This is a genomic window from Rhodophyticola sp., from assembly GCF_965284195.1.
Lineage (GTDB): Bacteria > Pseudomonadota > Alphaproteobacteria > Rhodobacterales > Rhodobacteraceae > Rhodophyticola.
The window spans coordinates 1,747,602-1,766,106 of sequence record NZ_CBDIRM010000001.1 but is presented as its reverse complement, the minus strand read 5'-3'; the positions used below and the strand labels follow the sequence as shown (position 1 = coordinate 1,766,106).

The window sequence follows — 18,505 nt, the reverse complement described above, 5'->3', positions numbered from 1 at the left end:
CGATTGTTTAACGGTTGGTTAAGCGTCTTGGGGACAGGATGGGGAGAAGAAACGGGCTGTCGGACCCGTGCCCTCATAAAGTAACGAGTGAACCGAACCTTTCGTGGCGGCTGCGGCACCGGGCTATTCCTGAGGTGTGCAGCCGGGCCCGCGCGGGGTTTCTGTTGCTTCTGGTTCTGGCCTGTCTGGCGCCCTTTGCCCGGGCGCAGGCGCAAACCCTGGCATGCCCGTCCGCCTCGGCCGGCACGGCGGGGAGCGCGGTTGCGCAGCGCGTCGATCTGGGTGCCGGGGTCTGCGACACCAGCTTTTCCCTCCCTTCCGACGGGATCCTGAGCAGTCTTGAGACCTTCGCCGCCCGCGACGACATCTACCGGATCACCTTGCGGATCAGGCCCGCCGACGTAACCGCCGCCGGCTTCACCTGCGCCGGGGTCACGCCGGTCCAGATCAGCAGTTCCAGAGGCAGTTTCTATCTTCTGGCCTATGACATGCCCTTGAACGGGGACGCCCATCGCTGCACGGCCCGCTACACCCGTGGTACGGTGGAGATCGCGATCCCGGTGGAAAGCCTTGTGGCGGGCGCGGGCCAGAGCAAGAGCGCGACGCTTCAGGCCACGAGTTTCGAGCCCTCCGCCGGCACGGCCGACACCACAGCCCCCCGGGTTCTCTCGCTCGAACGCCACGATCCGGTCGACGCGCTGGTCTCCTCGGGGCCGCTGACATGGCAGATCGGCTTTGACGAGGATGTGCGCAACCTGGATGCGGGCGATTTCAGCCTGAGTGGCAGTTCGGCGGGCCTTTCGGTCAGCGCGATTTCTGACCGGATCTACCGGGTCACCGCCGCGGGCGGCGATCTGGATGCTGTAAATGGCCCGGTTGCACTGCAATTCGTCCCGACCCAGGATATCGCGGATGCGGCGGGCAATCCGCTCGCGGACCTCACGCCCACCGGAGCGAACGAACCCGGCTACATGCTCGACACGACCCGGCCCGGCGTCACGATCCTGAGCGACGCGGGCGATGCGAGCGCACTTGCCGCCATCCCTCTGGAGATCCGCTTTACCGAGCCGGTCACGGGTTTCGAAGCCGGCGATCTGGTGGTCAGCGGCGGCACGATTGCGAACCTCACCGGCAGTGCCGACCGTTACGCCGCCAATTTGCTTCCCGCGGGCGACGGGGTGCTGCGCGTGACACTGCCCGCGGGGCGCGCGACGGACGCGGCCAGTCTGGGCAACCTGCCCGCGCCGGAATTCTCGGTGATCTCCGATCGGACGGCCCCGGGCGTCACGCTTGCAAGCCCGGTCAGCGACCCGAGCAATGCGGCACGGATCCCCGTCACCGTCAGCCTGAGCGAGCCGGGCTTTGCCGAGCTGACCGGTAGCGACATCTCCGTCACCGGCGCAATGCTCGAAGGGTTTCAGGGGGCGGGCACGAGTTACGGCTTCGATCTGGTTCCGCTGGCAGATGGCCCGATCCGCGCGGAGATCGCGGCGGGCGCTGTCCGCGATGCGGCGGGAAACGGAAATGCGTCTGCGGCGGTGCAGATCACCTCGGACCGTCGGGCGCCGCGGCTGGCCTCGATCATCCGGGCCACTCCGGCCGAGGCGCAGACGAATGCGGACCGTCTGACATGGCGGGTGGTGTTCGACGAGGATATCGCAAATCTGGATGCGGCGGATTTCGTGGCGGAGGGCACGACTGCCGCGGTTTCGGTCACACCGCTCGATGCGCGGCGCTATGACATCACCCTGTCGGGCGGGGATCTGGCGACATTGGACGGGCCGGTCAGCCTGCGCCTGTCGGCGGCGAGCGATATCACCGATCTGCCCGGGACACCGATTGTCGATCTTGCGCCCATCGGGGCGGATGAGGGATATCTCATCGATAATACCGGCCCGGTTCTGACCCTGTCGGGCCTGCCGGGCGAGATAACCGATGCCTTCACCGCGACCATAGATTTCGACGAGCCGGTGACAGGTTTCGACATCGGCGATATCACAGCCGTCAACGCGACCCTGTCGGCGTTCAGCGGTGCCGGCGCGCGCTATGAGTTCCGGGTGACGGCGGGGCCGGGCGGCGACGTGCGCCTCTCCGTGGCTGGGGGCGTCGCACTGGATGCCGCCGGAAACCCGAGCGCGGCGCTGAGCGAGGTCAGCCTGCCGGTCGACCGGACCCCTCCAACCGTGACGATCGCCGGCATGCCCGAGTATCTGCGCGGACCGGTGACGCTGACCTTCACATTCTCCGAGCCGGTGAGCGGCTTCACGCGGGAGGATATCACCGCATCGCCCGCACTGACGCTGGGCGCGGTCTCGGCCCTGTCGGGCTCGGTCTATTCCGCGACCGCGACGCCGGTGGGCGCGGGTCTGGTGAGTGTGTCGGTCGACGGGGACGCGGTTCGCGACGGGACCGGCAATGGCAATTTCTCCTCGGACCCCGCGACCGGGACGATCGACATGACCGCGCCCCGCCTGATATCGGTCGACCGCCTGGGCCCCGCGCTCACCAATGCAGACAGCCTGACATGGTCGCTGACCTTTTCCGAGGACATGATCGGTGTCGCCGGGGCCGTGATCGGGCTGACCGGGACCACGGCGCTCCGGACGGCGACGCAACAGGTGCAGCCGCAGGTCTATCACCTGACGTTTTCGGGCGGCGATCTGGCCGATCTGCCGGATGGCACGGTGGCGCTGGATCTGACCGATCTTGGCGCGATCACGGATGTGGCGGGCAACCCGCTCGACCCGGCGCGGCCATCGGGCAGCTATGAGGTCCGGATTGACAACACGGCCCCGTCCCAGATCGAGGCCCGCTATCTCAGCCCCGCAGAGCCGGTCACGAGCGCGGATGTTCTGACATGGGAGATCGTGTTCGACGAGGATGTCACCGGTCTCGGCGCGGCGGATTTTACCGTGTCGGGTACGACCGCCGCGATCAGCTCGGTCGATCCGGTGCGCCCCGATCTGGCGCGGGTTCGCGTTTCGGGCGGGGATCTGGCAGGGCTGACGGGCACGGTGACGCTTGGCTTTGCCGCCGGGGCAGATATCCGTGACGGGGCCGGCAATGCGATGCCGGTCGGGACCCTGCGCCATCTGGGGGCGGCACCCGGCGGAGCTGCATGGCGGGTGGACAATACCGCGCCCGTTATCGTCGCCAGTTCGCCGACCACAAGCCCCTTCGCCACCGGGGAGATGCTGGTGCACCTGGCCTTCAGCAAACCTATGGTCTTCGATCCGGGCACCGCGCCCGCGCTCCAGATCGCAAACGGGTCGCTCCGCGATATCAGCTATCCCGACGTGCAGAGCGCCGTGATCCGGATCGCGCCGGGGGGGCCGGGGCAGGTGGAGGTGCGCGTCCCTGCGGGGGCCTTCCGCGACGAAATCGGGCTGGGCAATGCCGGACCGGTCAGCCTGTCGCGGCGCTTCGACCCGGAAACCCCGAGGCTGGCGGGGATCACGCGGGTCTTCCCCACCACCCATCCCAGCAACGCCGACCGGCTGAGCTGGCAGCTTGTCTTCAGCGAGCCGGTCAGCGGCGTGGATGCGGCCGATTTCGTCCTGTCGGGCAGCACCGCCGGGCTGGCCGTCACGGCGCTGGGAGAGAGCCTCTACCGGATCGAAGCCTCCGGTGGCGATCTGGCCACGCTGACGGGCCGTGTGACGCTGGATTTCGCCCCCGGGCGCCGCATCGTCGATGCCGCCGGGAACAGCCTGTTGCTGGGTGGGATGGCCGATCATCTGCCCGCACCCGACAACTGGGCCGACCTGGATCACAGCCCGCCGGTGATCGGCCTCGGCTCCACCACGCCGGAGCCGTTTGCGACCGGGGATCTGCGCGTCGTGATGCAAAGCGATGAGCCGCTGACGGGGTTCGACGCCTCGGTTCTTGATCTGTCCAACGGGACGGTCACCGGCCAAAGCCGGACCGATGCATTGACGCAGGAGATCACGATCACGCCCGCCGCGCCCGGCCCGGTGACGGTGACGCTGCCCGAGGGCGCGTTTCGGGATCAGGCGGGCAATCCGTCGGCGGCGCGCAGCCTCTCGCGGGTCTATGCGCCCGATCTGAGCGGACCCAGGATCGAGGCCATCGTCCGTCTGACCCCGCCAAGCCTGCCCGGCAATGCCGATCAACTGCGCTGGCGCGTGACCTTTGACGAGGATGTGACCGGCGTCGATGCGGGTGATCTGAGCTTTCAGGGGGCAACCCCGACGACGGTCGATGTGCTGCGCGTGTCGGCACGGATCTACGAGGTCGATATCTCCGGCGGCGATATTCCGGATCTGACCGGGGCCGTGACCCTCGGCTTTGCCGCTTCGCGCGATATTGCCGATCTGGCGGGCAACCCGTTGGGCGAGCTTGCCGTCCGCGGCGCGGATGAACGCGAGATCGTGCTCGACAACACCCGCCCCGGCGTGGAGATCGACAGCACCGCGCCCGAGCCCACCAATGCGGCCTCGATCCCGGTTGCGATCCGGTTCGATGAACCGGTCGGCGGGTTCGATATCGGCGATCTTGAGGTGAGCGGCGCGACCCTCTCCGGGTTTTCCGGCAGCGGTGCGCTTTATGGCGTGACACTTGCACCGACGGGTGACGGTCCGATCCGTCTGGAAATCGGCGCGGGTGCGGCACTTGACGCCGCCGGCAACCTCTCTTTCGCCGCAGCCGGGTTTTCACGCCGCTCCGACAGGACCGCGCCGAATGGAACCATCACCGGGCTGCCGCCGACCCTCACAGGCCCTGCGGTCGTGGACATCGCGTTTTCGGAACCGGTGACGGGCTTCGACGCGGGCGACATCGCCTTGAGCAATGCGCGGCTGTCCGGGTTTGCGGGCAGCGGTGCCAGCTACAGCGCAACCGTCACACCGGACGCGGACGGCCCGGTTGCGATCGGGCTTCCCGCCGGGGCGGCTGTCGACGGCGCGGGCAACGGCTCGCTTGCGTCGGCGGAGATGCGCGCGGTGGCCGATCTCTCCGGGCCCGGCGCGGTTCTGACGGGCCTGCCCGATCTGATCACGGGGCCGGTTACCGTGCAGATCCGCTTTGACGAGCAGGTGACCGGCTTCGATCTGGCGGGGCTGGCCGTCAGCAATGCCGAACTCAGCGCTCTGGAGGGAGGGGCCTCGTCTTATAGCGTGACACTGACGCCGCAGGGGGATGGGCCGGTCAAGCTCCGCGTGCGGGCCGCCGCCGCGGTAGATGCCGCCGGACATTCCAACAGACCCTCCGCCGATCTCAGCGCCATGGCCGATGTCAGCCGCCCGGTCGTGGTCATAGGCGGTGCGGGGCCCGTGGTGGCAGGGCCCTTCACGGCGACCTTCGGCTTCTCGGAGCCGGTCAACGGGTTCGAGCCTGCCGATATCACGGCGACGAATGCGGATATCTCGGATTTTGCCGGTGCCGGAGCCAGCTATACCGTCCGTATCACGCCCCGGTCGGAAGGGCCGGTGGTGATCGGTCTTGCTGCCGATGCCGCGCTGGATGCGGCCGGGAACGGCACCGATGCGGCAAGTCTGAACACATATGCCGATCTGAATGCCCCTGTCGTCACGATTGACGGGCTGCCGGACCCGATCACCGGGGCCGCACGGGCGACCATCCGCTTCAGCGAGCCCGTTTTAGGCTTCACCCTGGCCGACCTGTCCACCGACAATGCGCAACTGTCGGGCTTTTCCGGCAGCGATGACCGCTACGAGGTGACGGTGACGCCCGACGCGGACGGCCCTGTCCGGCTTGCCGTGGCGGCCGGCGGGGGGGTGGATCTGGCCGGGCTCGGAAACGGGGCCGTATCGGTCGAGCTGCTGGCCGATCTGACGGCGCCAGGTGTCACGCTGTCGGGGATACCGGCGGCGCCGGGTACGCCCTATAGTCTGGCGGTGACATTCTCCGAACCGGTCACGGGGCTGACGCTTGGCGATTTTCAGACATCCGGCGCCGATCTGGCGGGGCTTGCGGGCAGCGGAGCCGCCTATTCCGTGCAGGTCACCGCGCGGATGACAGACCACTCCGTCTTCCTGCCTGCGGGCGCGGCGATGGACGCGGCGGGCCATGCCAGCCTTGCGTCCCCGCTCTTTCAGATGCGGCCTGACGGCACCCGGCCCTCCTTGCAGATCACCGGGCTGCCCGATCCGCTGCGCCGCGGGCAGCCGGTGCCTCTGATCTTCACCTTTTCGGAAGAGGTCTACGGCTTCGAGCCCGCCGATATCGTGCTGGACCACGCGGTTGCCAGCCAGTTTTCCGGCGGCCCGAGGGTCTTCAGTGTGACGATCACGCCGGACGGGCAGGGGGCAGTGACGCTCTCGGTGGCGGATGGCGCGGCCCGGGACGGCTCGGGCGAGCCCTCCATGCCCATGGCCCTGAGCGTGGAGGTGGTGGAGGGGCCGGACCCGCGCGAGGATATCGCGGCGTTTCTGGCCGCAAGATCGCGCGACCTGATCGCCAATCAACCGGGGCTGACCGGCTTTCTCACCGGGCGGGAGGGCGGGCGCATGGCCGCGTCGGTCACCCGGGGGCACGCCGATTTCGCGCTTCGGACCGCAGGGCGCGGGCCGGTCTGGATGTCGCTTCAAGGCGCGCGCAGCGAAGACGATGCCGGGCGGGGAACCACCTATGCGCTGGCGGTGTTCGGCAGCCATTGGGATCTGGGTGAGACGGCCATTCTGGGCGCGATGCTGCAATTCGATCAGGCCGAAATGACCACTGCTGGCGGGATGAGCCTTTCCGGGACGGGCTGGTTGATCGGCCCGTATTTCGCCGCGCAGATCCGCAGCCAGCCGCTTTATGTGGAAGGTCGCCTGCTTTACGGACGGACGCGGAACGAGATCCGCCCTGCGGGCGGGGGGGCCGACCGGTTCGACGGCGAACGCTGGCTGGCCATGCTGGGCATCACGGGCGACTATCACGGGGCGCGCGTGAGCACCCTGCCCAGTCTCACCTTCAGCCATGTCCGCGACACGCAGGAGACCTACCGGGACGGCTTCGGCGCGCGCATCCCCCGGCAGGAGGTGCGGTTGAGCGAACTGGCGCTCGGAGTGGATTTCGAAATGCCGGTGGCGTGGGATGCGGGTGATCTGACGATCAACTGGGGTATGTCTGGGATCTGGTCCCGAGCGGAGGGGCAGGGCGCGGCGCGGGCGTTCGTGCGGGAGGGGGAAACGGCGCGGGGCAGGATCGATCTGGGCTATGCGTTCGACAACGGGCACGGGCTGACCTTTCGGGCGCGTGCCTATCTCGACGGCATCGGCAGCGCGGATGGCCGTTTCAGCATCGGGATCGAGGCGGGGTTCGAACTTGAGTTCTGACGTTGGATGGCGCGGGAGTTTTCGCCCGTGCCGAAGACGGCGGCAGGATTTCGCCGGTCATATGTGCAAATTTTCGCCGTCTTCTACAAATCTGCCCGGCTCTTAACCCATTGTTGGTTTTTTTCCCGCAAGTCTGGGTCCGAGCAGATATGCGGAGTTACAAATGAGTATGCACGCCCCCCTTGCGGAGACGACCCACCATGGCTTCATCGCCGGGTATCTGGAATCGTTGTCTTTGGTGGAGCGGCTGCATCGTCTGCTGCTTGACGTGATCAAGGACGAGTTCGAACGTCTGGGCCTTCTGGACATCAACGCCGTGCAGGCGCTCCTGCTGTTCAATATCGGCGATAACGAGGTCACCGCGGGGGAGTTGAAGACCCGCGGCTATTACCAGGGCTCCAATGTCTCCTACAACCTCAAGAAACTGGTCGAGATGGGGTATATGCACCATCAGCGTTGCGAGATCGACCGCCGTTCGGTCCGCGTTCGGCTGACCGAGAAGGGCCGCCATGTGCGCGATGTCGTGGCCGACCTGTTCTCCCGCCATGCCGACGGGTTGCAGGCCCATGGCGTTCTCGGCCCCGATGGCATCGACCAGATCAACCACTCGCTGAAACGGGTAGAGCGGTATTGGGCCGATCAGATCCGCTACATCTACTGACGGGCCGCCATCCAGCTTCCGGAGCGATCACCCCTTGCGGTCACGCGACCGTGCGCATGGGGTCGGCATTTGCCTCTTCGCAAGCGGAGGGCACTGAGATCTTTGCCGAAGCGTGAGCGAAGGCCCTTCCTTCGTGGCCGCAGGACCCTTGTCTCCTGACGTTTCGAAGTCACGCCCGCAGTCTGCCGGTTGCATCAGATACAAGCCCGGCGCGCGCAGATCGGGGCGGCGCAGGTGGGCTGGAAGGTGTACCGTGCTGCCCGGACATGATGGTGCCAGCAGAGCGCATGTCTCGATGCTGTGGAGGCGGCTATCTGGGGCGTTTGATGCGTGGGATGGTCAGCCGGCCAGGCGTTTTCTACCCGCCCGGCGCGCCGGAGTCCGGGATCGGGATCAACTCATAGCCCGCAGCGGCAAGCGCGGGGATGATCTGGCTGTCCAACGCGCGCCGGGTGACGGGGCCACGGAAGTGATGCACCACCACGCCGTCATTGTTGATGAAAAACGTCTCGGGCATCGCGATCACGCCCCAGTCCCGGCCATTGCGCGCGGCGTCGTCCCGCCCGATCCGGTCGTAAGGGTTGCCCAGTTCATCGAGAAAGCTCAGCGCCTGATCGACCCGGTCGCGGTAATTCACGCCGAACAGCGGGTTTCCGGCCTCCGCCAGATCGGTCAGGGTGGGGTGTTCGGCCCGGCAGGGGGGGCACCAGCTGGCCCAGAAATTCAGGATGACGAGGCCATTGCCCTGCAAATCGGCCCGCGTCAGAAGCGGCGTGTCGGCCAGTTGCTCAAGCGCCAGATCGGGGGCGATGCGCCCCTCCTGCGTGGAGGGGAGGGCCGTACTGTCCACCCCTTGCTGCAGGTTGTCGCGATTGGTCATCAGCTGCGCGCCCGCAATCGCGAAAAACCCCAGCGTCAGCAGTACCGGGAGCACCATCAGCCAATTGAGCTTCATGACGACTTCTCGCGCCGCTGTTCGACCGACATCAGCCGTCGCTGAACCCGCCGGGCTTTCCAGACCGACATGACAACCACGGCGATCAGAAGCGCCAGAGATCCGGCATAGGCCATCAGCACTTCGGTGGCATATTGCCCCAGATCCGGCATCAGGCCATCCTTTCCTGCGCGATCAACGCCTTCAGGCGCCGCACGTGTATCTCTGTCTGCGTCCGGTAGAGGACAAGCGCCACAAACAGCAACACGAAGCCCGCGATGCAGACCAGAAGCGGATACCAGAACACATCGGAGATGTTCTGCTCCGCATCCAGCGACAGGGTCGCCCCCTGATGCAGGCCCTGGTTCCAGAACACCAGCGCATAGCGCGAGATGATCGCGAAGACGGAGCCGACGAGACACAGCACCGAGGTGAGATCGGCCGCGGAGTCCGGGTTCTCGATCGCCTCCCACAGCGCCATGTAGCCCAGATAGAATAGAAACAGGATCAGAAACGAGGTCAGCCGCGGATCCCATTCCCACCACGTGCCCCACATGGGCTGGCCCCAGACCGCGCCTGTGAACAGCGCGATGAGGGTGAAGACCATGCCCACCGGTGCGGCCGCCTTGGCCGCCAGCGCGCTGACATGGTGCCGCCGGATCACCCAGATCAGCGAGGTGACCAGCATCATCAGCCATGCGTTGATCGCCATCAGCGCGGCGGGAACGTGAAGATAGATGATCTTGACGGTCGAGCCCTGGCGGAAATCGTCAGGTGTGAAGAAGAAGCCCCAGATCAGCCCGGTGATCAGGCAGAGCGCGGCAAGCGTCGTGACCCATGGCAGCAGCATGGCCGAGGTGGCCATGAATTTGCGCGGATTTGCGTATTCCCAGAATGACATGACCGCGAACTTAGGCGGGGCCGCGCGCGCCCACAATACGTCAAGCGGGCGCAGGTCTAGCGCAGATTGACGCGGAGGGCGGCGGCGGCGGCGAAGGGCAACGTTGCGATGGTGGCCAGCGTAATGCCCGCGAGCAGCGCCAGCGGGGTGGTGGCATCAAGGCCGGCCGCGCCCCGGGTCACGACCAGCGCGCCGAAAATGAGGGTCGGCACATAAAGCGGCAACACCAGCAGAGAGAGCAGCAGCCCGCCGCGTTTCAGCCCCACGGTCAGGGCCGCGCCGAAGGTTCCGATGGCAGACAGCGCGGGCGTTCCAAGGGCCAGAGATGCCATCAGCCAGCCATAGCCCGGGCCGGGCAGGTTCAGCAGAACGCCCAGGATCGGCGCCGCCACGACCAGCGGCAGACCGGTGGTCACCCAATGCGCCAGCGCCTTGACTGCCGCGACATTTTCCAGCGGCAGCGGGGATGTGGCCAGCAGATCGAGCGAGCCATCCTCCCAATCGAGCTGAAAGACCCGGTCGAGCGACAGAAGGCAGGCCAGAAGCGCGCCCAGCCAGAGGATCCCGGGCGCGATGGTCGACAGAATGCCGGTGTTCGGCCCGACGCCGAACGGGACCAGCACGGTGACGATCAGAAAGAAGGCGAGGCCGAGGCCGAACCCGCCGCCTGCGCGCACCGCCAGCGCCAGATCCCGTTTGAAAAGCCCGATCATGCAAAGGCCTCGTCGCTGAACGGGTCGCTTTCGGGCAGCGATTTGGCCACGAAGGGCGAGATGTCGAGGATGTCGGCCTGCGGCAGGCCGAGATCGATATGGGTTGCGATGATCGCACTGCCGCCGCCGGCCAGATGCGTACCGACCGCGGCGGCGAACCGCGCCACATTGGACGCATCCAGTGACACCGTCGGTTCATCGAGGCACCAGATCGCCCGCCCCGTGACCAACAGCCGCGCCAGGCTCAGGCGCCGTTTCTGACCTGCGGAAAGCTCGCCTGCCGGCCGGTCCAGCAACTCGGCCAGATCGAAGGCGGATACCGCGTCATCGATCCCGCCGCCGCCGAATATCCCGGCCCAGAACCGCAGGTTTTCGGCCACGGACAGCTGCGCCTTCAACCCGTCGGCATGGCCGGCATAGGCAATGGCATCCGGTTCGGCCTCGATCCGTCCCGCGAGGGGCGGCGTCAAACCCGCAAGGGTGCGCAAAAGCGTGGTTTTCCCCGATCCGTTCGGTCCGCGCAGGATCAGAGCCTGGCCCGGCGAAAGGGGAAAAGACACGCCCGCAAGCACTTGCAGCGACCCGCGCGCGCAGGCCAGATCGGTGACCGTCATATGCATCGGTCGAGGCGTATCCGAAACACCGGGGCGAGGGAAGGCCCAGATCGGCGTTGCAGGACGTTGCGCCGCGGCCCTCTGGCGGGCAGGGGGGTTGATAAACGGTATGCAATGGCATACAAAAAGTGTCGCACCCCGTCTGTCCGGTCTTGATCGGCTCCGGTCTTGGTGGCATAGCCCGGGGCAGCACCAACCGAATTCCACTGGATTATAGGGAGGCCTTAGCCCATGCCCATCACCGTTGGACACGATTCATCCGGCACACGCAAAACGCTGAAAGTCGGCGACAAGTCCTACGCCTATTATTCGATCCCCGCCGCCGAAGCCGCGGGTTTGGGCGATTTCTCCAAATTGCCCGCCGCGCTGAAGGTGGTTCTGGAGAACATGCTGCGCTTCGAGGATGGCAAGACGGTCAGCGTGGATGACATCAAAGCCTTCGCGGAATGGGCGGCCCAGGGCGGCAAGAACCCCCGCGAGATCGCTTATCGCCCCGCCCGCGTGCTGATGCAGGATTTCACCGGGGTCCCGGCGGTGGTCGATCTGGCCGCGATGCGCGACGGGCTGGTGGCGCTTGGCGGCGATCCTGAAAAGATCAATCCGCTGAACCCCGTCGATCTGGTCATCGATCACTCGGTCATGATCGACGAGTTCGGCAACCCGCGCGCCTTCCAGATGAATGTGGACCGCGAATACGAGCGCAACATGGAGCGTTACACCTTCCTGAAGTGGGGCCAGTCCGCGTTCAACAATTTCCGCGTGGTGCCGCCGGGCACCGGCATCTGCCATCAGGTCAACCTGGAATATCTGGCCAAGACAGTTTGGTCCGACGAGGATCAGAACGGCGAGATGGTCGCCTACCCCGATACGCTCGTCGGCACCGACAGCCACACCACGATGGTCAATGGCGCTGCCGTTCTGGGCTGGGGCGTGGGCGGCATCGAGGCAGAGGCCGCGATGCTGGGTCAGCCGATTTCGATGCTCATCCCCGAGGTCGTGGGCTTCAAGCTGACCGGCAAGATGGTCGAAGGCACCACCGCGACCGATCTGGTTCTGAAGGTCGTCCAGTTGCTGCGCGAAAAGGGCGTTGTCGGCAAGTTCGTCGAGTTCTATGGCGACGGGCTGGACAACGTGCCGTTGGCCGACCGGGCGACGATCGGCAACATGGCGCCCGAATATGGCGCGACCTGCGGCTTCTTCCCGATCGACGACGAGACGCTCCGCTATCTGCGCCAGACCGGGCGGGACGAAGACACGCTCGCGCTGGTGGAGGCCTATGCCAAGGAAAACGGCATGTGGCGGAACCCGGGCTATGCGCCGGTCTATACCGACACGCTGGAACTGGACATGGGCACGGTCGTGCCCGCGATTTCCGGCCCGAAGCGCCCGCAGGATCACATTGCCCTTGATGCCGCCGCGAAAGCCTTCACGGCCTATGTGAAGGGCGAGCGCGAAGGCAAGGATGCCGGCCCGAAGGAGGAGATCCGCTGGGAAGGCGAGGGCGGCGCGCCGGAACCCGTCGCGATCCCCGGCGACGAGGGCCATCACAGGCGCGGCTATGTCGATGCCGAGGGCGGCGCCTATCAGATGCATGACGGCTCCATCGTCATCGCGTCGATCACCTCCTGCACGAACACGTCGAACCCGTATGTGATGATCGGCGCGGGGCTGGTGGCGCGCAAGGCACGGCAACTGGGCCTGAACCGCAAGCCTTGGGTGAAGACCTCGCTTGCGCCGGGCAGCCAGGTCGTCTCCGCCTATCTGGAGGCCGCCGAGCTTCAGGAAGATCTGGACGCGATCGGCTTCAACCTCGTGGGCTATGGCTGCACCACCTGCATCGGCAATTCCGGTCCGCTTGCGCCGGAGATCTCCAAGGCCATCAACGACCACGACCTGATCGGGGTTTCGGTGCTGTCGGGCAACCGCAATTTCGAAGGCCGGATCAGCCCGGATGTGCGCGCCAACTATCTGGCCTCCCCGCCGTTGGTGGTGGCCTATGCTCTGGTGGGCGACATGAACGTGGATATCACCCGCGAGCCGCTTGGTCAGGACAAGGACGGCAACGATGTCTATCTGAAGGACATCTGGCCGAGCCAGGCCGAGATCGCCGAACTGGTCGAGAAGACCGTGACCCGGGAGGCGTTCCAGTCGAAATATGCCGATGTCTTCAAGGGGGACGAGAAGTGGCAGGGCGTGGAAACGACCGACAGCCAGACCTATGACTGGCCGCCGCAATCGACCTATGTGCAGAACCCGCCCTATTTCCAGGGCATGGGGATGGAGCCCGGCGTTATCTCGGATATCGAGGGCGCCAAGATCCTGGCCATTCTGGGCGATATGATCACCACCGACCACATCAGCCCCGCGGGGTCGTTCAAGGACACGACACCGGCGGGCAAGTATCTGGTGGAACGTCAGGTTCCGGTGCGGGAGTTCAACTCCTACGGTGCGCGGCGCGGTAATCACGAGGTGATGATGCGCGGCACCTTCGCCAATATCCGGATCAAGAACGAGATGCTGGACGGTGTCGAAGGCGGCTATACGCTCGGGCCCGACGGGCAGCAGACCTCGATCTTCGACGCGGCCATGGCCTATGCGGAGGCCGACACCCCGCTGGTGATCTTCGGCGGGGAGCAATACGGGGCCGGATCGTCCCGCGACTGGGCCGCGAAGGGCACCAACCTTCTGGGCGTCAAGGCCGTGATCGCCGAAAGCTTCGAGCGTATTCACCGCTCCAATCTCGTCGGCATGGGGGTGATTCCGTTCGAGTTCACGGGCGGCGACACCCGCAAGAGCCTTGGCCTGAAAGGCGACGAGACCGTGTCGATCACCGGGCTGGCGGGCGATCTGAAACCACAGGATATCGTGCCCTGCACGATCACCTACGCGGATGGCTCCACCAGGGAAATCCAGCTCAAATGCCGGATCGATACAGCGATCGAGAAGGAATATGTGGAGCATGGCGGCGTGCTGCATTACGTCCTGCGCGACCTGGCCCGCGTGGCCTGAGGTTCTGATACAAGATTACGGGAAACAGCCCCGGCCGCCGTGCCGGGGCTGTTTTCGTTTGGGGCTTGCCACCGGGGCTGTGGCGGGCAGGATGGCCCATGATGAGCGGGCATTCGATCACCTTCACCCATGCGCTGTGCCGCGCGCCATCGCGGTCGGTGACCGCGGGGCTGCGCGCCGAAGACCGGGGGGCGCCCGATGAGGATCTCTTCGCGCGGGAGCATGCGGCCTATGTCGCCGCGTTGCGCCGGACCGGCGCAGAGGTCACCGTTCTGGAGCCGCAGGAGGCCTTTCCCGACGGTGTGTTCATCGAAGATCCGGCGCTCTGCCTTGGGGGTGTCGCGATCCTTCTGCGACCGCAAGCCCCGACCCGTCGCGGAGAGGTGGCGGCACTTCGCCTCGATCTGTCGCGCCTGTTCCCCGAGATCCGCGACCTAGGCGGCCACGGCCACGTCGATGGCGGCGACATTCTGTGTTCGGATACGGAGGTGATGGTCGGTCTTTCGGCCCGCACGGATGCGGCCGGTGTCGCCGCGCTTCGCCCGATCGTCGAAGATTTCGGCTATCGGATGCGGGTGGTCGAGACGCCTGCGGAGATATTGCATTTCAAGACGGAAAGCAGCCTTCTGGATCCGGAGACGATCCTCGCGTCGCCGCGTCTGGCCGCGACGGGCTGTTTCGGCGGCTACCGCGTGATCGAGACCGCGTCGGGCGAAGAGGGCGCGGCCAATGCGATCCGGTTCAATGCGCCGGTGTTCCTGTCGGACGGGTTCCCGCAGACGGCGGAGCGGCTGGACCGGGCGGGATACGAGATCCGGCAACTGCCGATGTCGCAGGCGGCCCTGCTCGATGGGGGATTGTCCTGTCTGTCGCTCAGGTATTCCCTGCCGGTGAAACTCTAGAGCAGCGATGCTCTGCTAATGAAGGAGGTGGCAATGTCTGATCGGGTTTGTTTGGTTACAGGCGCAGCGGGCGGCATCGGCCGCGCGATCGTCAGGCGCATGGCGCGGGACGGGCGGCGGGTGGTGTTCACCTATCTCAGCCGCGAAGCCGAGGCGCGTGCGCTGGTGGCGGAGCTGGGGGAGCGGGTCGAGGCCTTGCCCTGCGATCTGAGCCAGCCCGGTGCGGCGGAGGCGCTGGTCCGCGATGTGGCCGAACGCATGGGCCGGCTGGACGAGATCGTCTGCAATGCGGCGGGCAAGGCCGAGGGGCCCGTCGGCGGGGTGACGGCCGCGCACCGGGCGCTGATCGAGATCAACCTGACAGCACCGATTGCCATGATGGATGCGGCGCGGGCGGTTCTGCCCGAGGGCGGCGCGATTGTCGCGATCTCCTCGATCAATGCGACGCGCCCGCCCGCCGGCGCCGCCGCCTATGCGGCCAGCAAATCGGGGCTGGACGGGGCGGTGCGTGCCTATGCCCGCGACCTCGGGCAGCTCGGCATCAGGGTGAATGCCGTCGCACCGGGCCTGATCGAGTTGGAGGAGAGGCCGCGCCCGCAGGAGATTGTGGACAAGATCATTGCGGAAACGCCCCTCGGGCGGGTCGGCCGGCCCGAGGATATTGCCGCGGCAGTGGCCTTCCTGCTGTCGCAGGAGGCCGGGTTCATCACCGGCGAGATCTTGGGCGTCAGCGGCGGCTATCAGTTGTAGCGGGCGGTGTTTCGGCAAACTCCACATCCATCAGCCGGGCCCGGCCGGTCAGATATTGCAGGATCTGGCGCGGCGACTGGTTGATCTCGTTGCCGCCCCGGCGGAGCGTTCGCAGCGTCTTGCGCCAGCCCTTTGGCCGGACCGCCTTGCCCAGAGCGGCGATGTCGGAATTGTAGTCATAGGCGCGCTGCGTCGCCATGGCGGGCACCACCATCGCGGGTCTGAGCACCCGGCGCAAAGGGGATACCGTGTCGTTGAAGAGAAAATGGTCCACCGGTACGCGGATCCGGCCGCGCCAGTCCAGCGCGGCCCGGGCGCCGGCGCGCGAAAGAATATAGGCGCCGCCGCCCACATGGCGTGAACACATCGGATGCAAGGCCCGTCCAGAGGGTGTTTGCCCGATCTTGCGCCCAAGCAAAAGCCGGGAGGCGCCGTCGCCGTATTTCTCAAGCTTCACGGCATGGGTTTCGGGCGGGATCCAGTCAGCATGCGCCAGGATCTGCATCAGATCCCCCGCGAGGTAGATGTCGTCCTCAAGAAACATCCCGTGGCTGGCGGGGCTTTCCAGAAACTGCTCCCAGGCGAGCGTGTGGCTGACGGTACAGGCGCGATCGCCCTGACCCAGTTGCCCAAGCGGGCCATGGGGGGCGACGACGCGCGCGATCCGCTCCTCGGCGACGGATCTGGCATCGCAGGCCGGAACCCGCTGAAAGGACACCCCGCGTTCCGCCAGATGCTCGCCGATCCGCTCCAGCCGGTCAGGGCGGCGGTCGAGGTTGATCACGAAAGCTGGCAGCGTCTGGGGCATGGGTCCGGCCGATTTTGCTCGCGCCTTCTGTCATGAACCGGGGCGGCGGGGCAAGCCCGGCTGGCTTGGGTTGTTTTCACGCCGTACCGCGCATAAATGGGCGGGTCTTTCCGCGAGATAAGGCCCGTTTGCCCATGGACCCCTGGCCCTCCTATGTGATCAATCTGGCCGCCAACACCCGGCGGATGGAGAACAGCACCCGCCAGCTGGAGGCTCAGGATCTGCCATGGCTGCGGATCGAGGGCGTGAATGGCTGGACCTTGAGCGAGGCGGAGCTGGCGGAGGTTTACGACGCTGAACGAAATCGGCGCGACGCCAAGCACCCTTTGGTGCCCCCCGAAATCGGGTGCTATCTGAGCCATATCGAAGCGTGGCGCGGAATTGCCGAGGGCAGTGCCGGGGGCGGGTTCATCTTCGAGGATGATTTCGCGGCCAATGAACGGTTGGGGGAAGCCCTGCGCCTGTTGAGCATGCCTCAGGAGCGCTGGGACATGGTCAAATTGTTCTCCTTCGACGCGGAACCGAAGATGCTGGACACGGCGCCCCTTGGGCCCTTCACCATCGGCACGCCTTACCGCGTACCGACCTGCCTCATCGGCTATGGCGTGACGAAAGCCGGTGCTGAGCGGCTCGTGGCCCGCGCGCTGCCAGTCTTCAGGCCTGTCGACGAGGACCAGAAGTTCTTCTGGGAAACGGGTCTGCGCGTCGCACTCATCACGCCGCCGCCGATTGAAGTGGGCGATCAGGAGGCGGAGACCGGAACGATCGGGCAAACCCGCCGGGCGATGCGCTCAGACCGATCGCGTCTTGGGCAGGCGTGGCATAACCTGCGCTATCAGATGCGGTATGAATGGCAGTTGCGCCGAACGCGAGGGCGGGCGAAATGAGCAAGAAAATCCTGCACATGCATTTCGGCAAGGACGGCGGGGCGGAGCGGTTTTTCGTCAACCTGGTGCAAGGCTTCGGCGAGCGCGGCGCGGAGCAGCGGTTCGTCACACGGCCAGACCGGATCTGGAAGCACGAGATCGCGCCGCTTGGGCCGATCATCGAGAGCCATTATCGCCGCATCTCGCCCGGCTCGGCCCTGCTGACCTGGCGGGTGCATCGGATGATCCGCGATTGGCGGCCGGACGTGATCATGGCGTGGATGTCGCGCTCCTCCCGGCTGATCCCGAACTATCCCGGCGCGGTCAAGCTGACCCGTCTGGGCGACTACCCGCGCCATTTGCGGCATTTCCGGCACAATGACCTGATCGTCGGCAACACGCCGGGCATCGCGCAGGCCTGCCGCGATCTGGGCTGGCGGAAACCGGCGCTCGTGGTTTCCAACTTCGCCCGCGAGGTGACGCCGGTGCCGGTCGACCGGGCTTCGGTGAACACGCCCGACGATGCCTTCGTGATCTGCGGCTCGGGCCGGTTCGTGCATCGCAAGGGGTTCGATGTTCTGATCCGCGCGGCCGCGCAGATCCCGGATGCCTGGCTGTGGCTGGTGGGCGAGGGCGAACGGCGCGCGGAGCTTGAGGCGCTTGTCTCGGAAGTGGGCCTGGCCGAGCGGACCCGGTTTCTGGGCTGGGTGGATGAACCGATGCATCATGTCGCCGCCTGCGATGTTTTCGTGATGCCATCGCGCCATGAACCGCTCGGCAACGTCATTCTGGAAAGCTGGAAGGCGCAGGTGCCGACCATATCCACACGCTCCGAAGGGCCAAGCTGGTTCGCGACGGACGGGCAGGATTGCCTGCTTGTCGAGATCGACGATGTGGCGGGTATGAAGGCGGCGATTTCGCGGGTGAAGGAGGAGCCGGGCCTGGCGGCGCATCTGGTGGCCGCGGGCACCGCCACGCTTGAGGCGAAATTCACCAAGGATCGGGTGCTGGATCAGTATTTCGAGATTTTCGGCGGGCGGTACTGA

13 protein-coding genes are annotated in these 18,505 nt (G+C 66.2%); 7 read left to right on the top strand and 6 right to left on the bottom strand.

Annotated features, from left to right (window positions below; translation table 11 throughout):
- Positions 1-134 precede the first annotated feature (134 nt).
- Both ACQ651_RS08765 and ACQ651_RS08760 read left to right on the top strand, forming a co-directional pair.
- Positions 135-7,301, top strand: coding sequence for an Ig-like domain-containing protein (locus tag ACQ651_RS08765; RefSeq protein WP_430449057.1), 7,167 nt, complete (start codon positions 135-137; stop codon positions 7,299-7,301).
- 163 nt (positions 7,302-7,464) lie between these two features.
- Positions 7,465-7,962, top strand: coding sequence for a MarR family winged helix-turn-helix transcriptional regulator (locus ACQ651_RS08760; RefSeq protein ID WP_121897185.1), 498 nt, complete (start codon positions 7,465-7,467; stop codon positions 7,960-7,962).
- 358 nt (positions 7,963-8,320) lie between these two features.
- Here the strand turns inward: ACQ651_RS08760 and ACQ651_RS08755 are convergent, their stop codons facing one another.
- From ACQ651_RS08755 to ccmA, 5 genes are read right to left on the bottom strand one after another with little or no spacing between them, the layout of a single operon-like run.
- Positions 8,321-8,917 (bottom strand): DsbE family thiol:disulfide interchange protein, encoded by a 597-nt coding sequence (locus ACQ651_RS08755; protein ID WP_430449056.1) that lies wholly within the window; start codon positions 8,915-8,917, stop codon positions 8,321-8,323.
- The gene (gene ccmD, locus ACQ651_RS08750) at positions 8,914-9,069 is read right to left on the bottom strand and encodes a heme exporter protein CcmD (protein WP_353618459.1); all 156 of its coding nucleotides are present in this window, start codon (positions 9,067-9,069) and stop codon (positions 8,914-8,916) included. The genes ACQ651_RS08755 and ccmD overlap by 4 nt, the downstream gene beginning before the upstream one ends.
- Entirely contained in the window at positions 9,069-9,797 is a 729-nt protein-coding gene (locus ACQ651_RS08745; RefSeq protein WP_430449055.1) for a heme ABC transporter permease, read from the bottom strand. Before ACQ651_RS08745 ends, ccmD begins: the two co-directional genes overlap by 1 nt.
- Before the next feature lie 56 nt (positions 9,798-9,853).
- Positions 9,854-10,510 (bottom strand): heme exporter protein CcmB, encoded by a 657-nt coding sequence (gene ccmB, locus ACQ651_RS08740; protein ID WP_227287199.1) that lies wholly within the window; start codon positions 10,508-10,510, stop codon positions 9,854-9,856.
- The gene (gene ccmA, locus ACQ651_RS08735) at positions 10,507-11,130 is read right to left on the bottom strand and encodes a heme ABC exporter ATP-binding protein CcmA (RefSeq protein WP_375552049.1); all 624 of its coding nucleotides are present in this window, start codon (positions 11,128-11,130) and stop codon (positions 10,507-10,509) included. The genes ccmB and ccmA overlap by 4 nt, the downstream gene beginning before the upstream one ends.
- 225 nt (positions 11,131-11,355) lie before the next feature.
- On the opposite strand from ccmA, the gene acnA reads away from it, so the two are divergent.
- The 3 genes from acnA to ACQ651_RS08720 all read left to right on the top strand — a co-directional run bounded on the left by acnA (position 11,356) and on the right by ACQ651_RS08720 (position 15,785).
- Entirely contained in the window at positions 11,356-14,133 is a 2,778-nt protein-coding gene (gene acnA / locus ACQ651_RS08730; RefSeq protein WP_430449054.1) for an aconitate hydratase AcnA, read from the top strand.
- A 101-nt stretch (positions 14,134-14,234) separates the two neighbouring features.
- Positions 14,235-15,035 carry an arginine deiminase family protein gene (locus ACQ651_RS08725; protein WP_430449053.1) on the top strand — a complete coding sequence of 267 codons (801 nt, stop codon included), beginning with the start codon at positions 14,235-14,237 and terminating at the stop codon, positions 15,033-15,035.
- 33 nt (positions 15,036-15,068) lie between these two features.
- Complete coding sequence (locus ACQ651_RS08720; RefSeq protein WP_430449052.1) at positions 15,069-15,785, top strand: SDR family NAD(P)-dependent oxidoreductase; 717 nt, start codon at positions 15,069-15,071, stop codon at positions 15,783-15,785.
- Here the strand turns inward: ACQ651_RS08720 and ACQ651_RS08715 are convergent.
- Complete coding sequence (locus ACQ651_RS08715) at positions 15,763-16,593, bottom strand: glycosyltransferase family 25 protein (RefSeq protein ID WP_430449051.1); 831 nt, start codon at positions 16,591-16,593, stop codon at positions 15,763-15,765. The genes ACQ651_RS08720 and ACQ651_RS08715 overlap by 23 nt on opposite strands.
- Before the next feature lie 134 nt (positions 16,594-16,727).
- On the opposite strand from ACQ651_RS08715, the gene ACQ651_RS08710 reads away from it, so the two are divergent.
- On the top strand, positions 16,728-17,480 hold the full coding sequence (locus tag ACQ651_RS08710) for a glycosyltransferase family 25 protein (protein ID WP_227287194.1): 753 nt from the start codon (positions 16,728-16,730) through the stop codon (positions 17,478-17,480).
- A complete protein-coding gene (locus ACQ651_RS08705) occupies positions 17,477-18,505 on the top strand; it encodes a glycosyltransferase (protein WP_430449050.1) in 1,029 nt (342 codons plus the stop codon). Before ACQ651_RS08710 ends, ACQ651_RS08705 begins: the two co-directional genes overlap by 4 nt.

Bases quoted from the DNA above. Each gene is read 5' to 3' on its own strand.
- ccmA (WP_375552049.1), bottom strand. From the start codon at position 11,130: ATGCATATGACGGTCACCGATCTGGCCTGCGCGCGCGGGTCGCTGCAA.
- ACQ651_RS08705 (WP_430449050.1), top strand. From the start codon at position 17,477: ATGAGCAAGAAAATCCTGCACATGCATTTCGGCAAGGACGGCGGGGCG.
- ACQ651_RS08755 (WP_430449056.1), bottom strand. From the start codon at position 8,917: ATGAAGCTCAATTGGCTGATGGTGCTCCCGGTACTGCTGACGCTGGGG.
- ACQ651_RS08710 (WP_227287194.1), top strand. From the start codon at position 16,728: ATGGACCCCTGGCCCTCCTATGTGATCAATCTGGCCGCCAACACCCGG.
- ACQ651_RS08745 (WP_430449055.1), bottom strand. From the start codon at position 9,797: ATGTCATTCTGGGAATACGCAAATCCGCGCAAATTCATGGCCACCTCG.
- ACQ651_RS08760 (WP_121897185.1), top strand. From the start codon at position 7,465: ATGAGTATGCACGCCCCCCTTGCGGAGACGACCCACCATGGCTTCATC.
- ccmB (WP_227287199.1), bottom strand. From the start codon at position 10,510: ATGATCGGGCTTTTCAAACGGGATCTGGCGCTGGCGGTGCGCGCAGGC.
- ACQ651_RS08715 (WP_430449051.1), bottom strand. From the start codon at position 16,593: ATGCCCCAGACGCTGCCAGCTTTCGTGATCAACCTCGACCGCCGCCCT.
- ACQ651_RS08725 (WP_430449053.1), top strand. From the start codon at position 14,235: ATGAGCGGGCATTCGATCACCTTCACCCATGCGCTGTGCCGCGCGCCA.
- ccmD (WP_353618459.1), bottom strand. From the start codon at position 9,069: ATGCCGGATCTGGGGCAATATGCCACCGAAGTGCTGATGGCCTATGCC.
- acnA (WP_430449054.1), top strand. From the start codon at position 11,356: ATGCCCATCACCGTTGGACACGATTCATCCGGCACACGCAAAACGCTG.
- ACQ651_RS08720 (WP_430449052.1), top strand. From the start codon at position 15,069: ATGTCTGATCGGGTTTGTTTGGTTACAGGCGCAGCGGGCGGCATCGGC.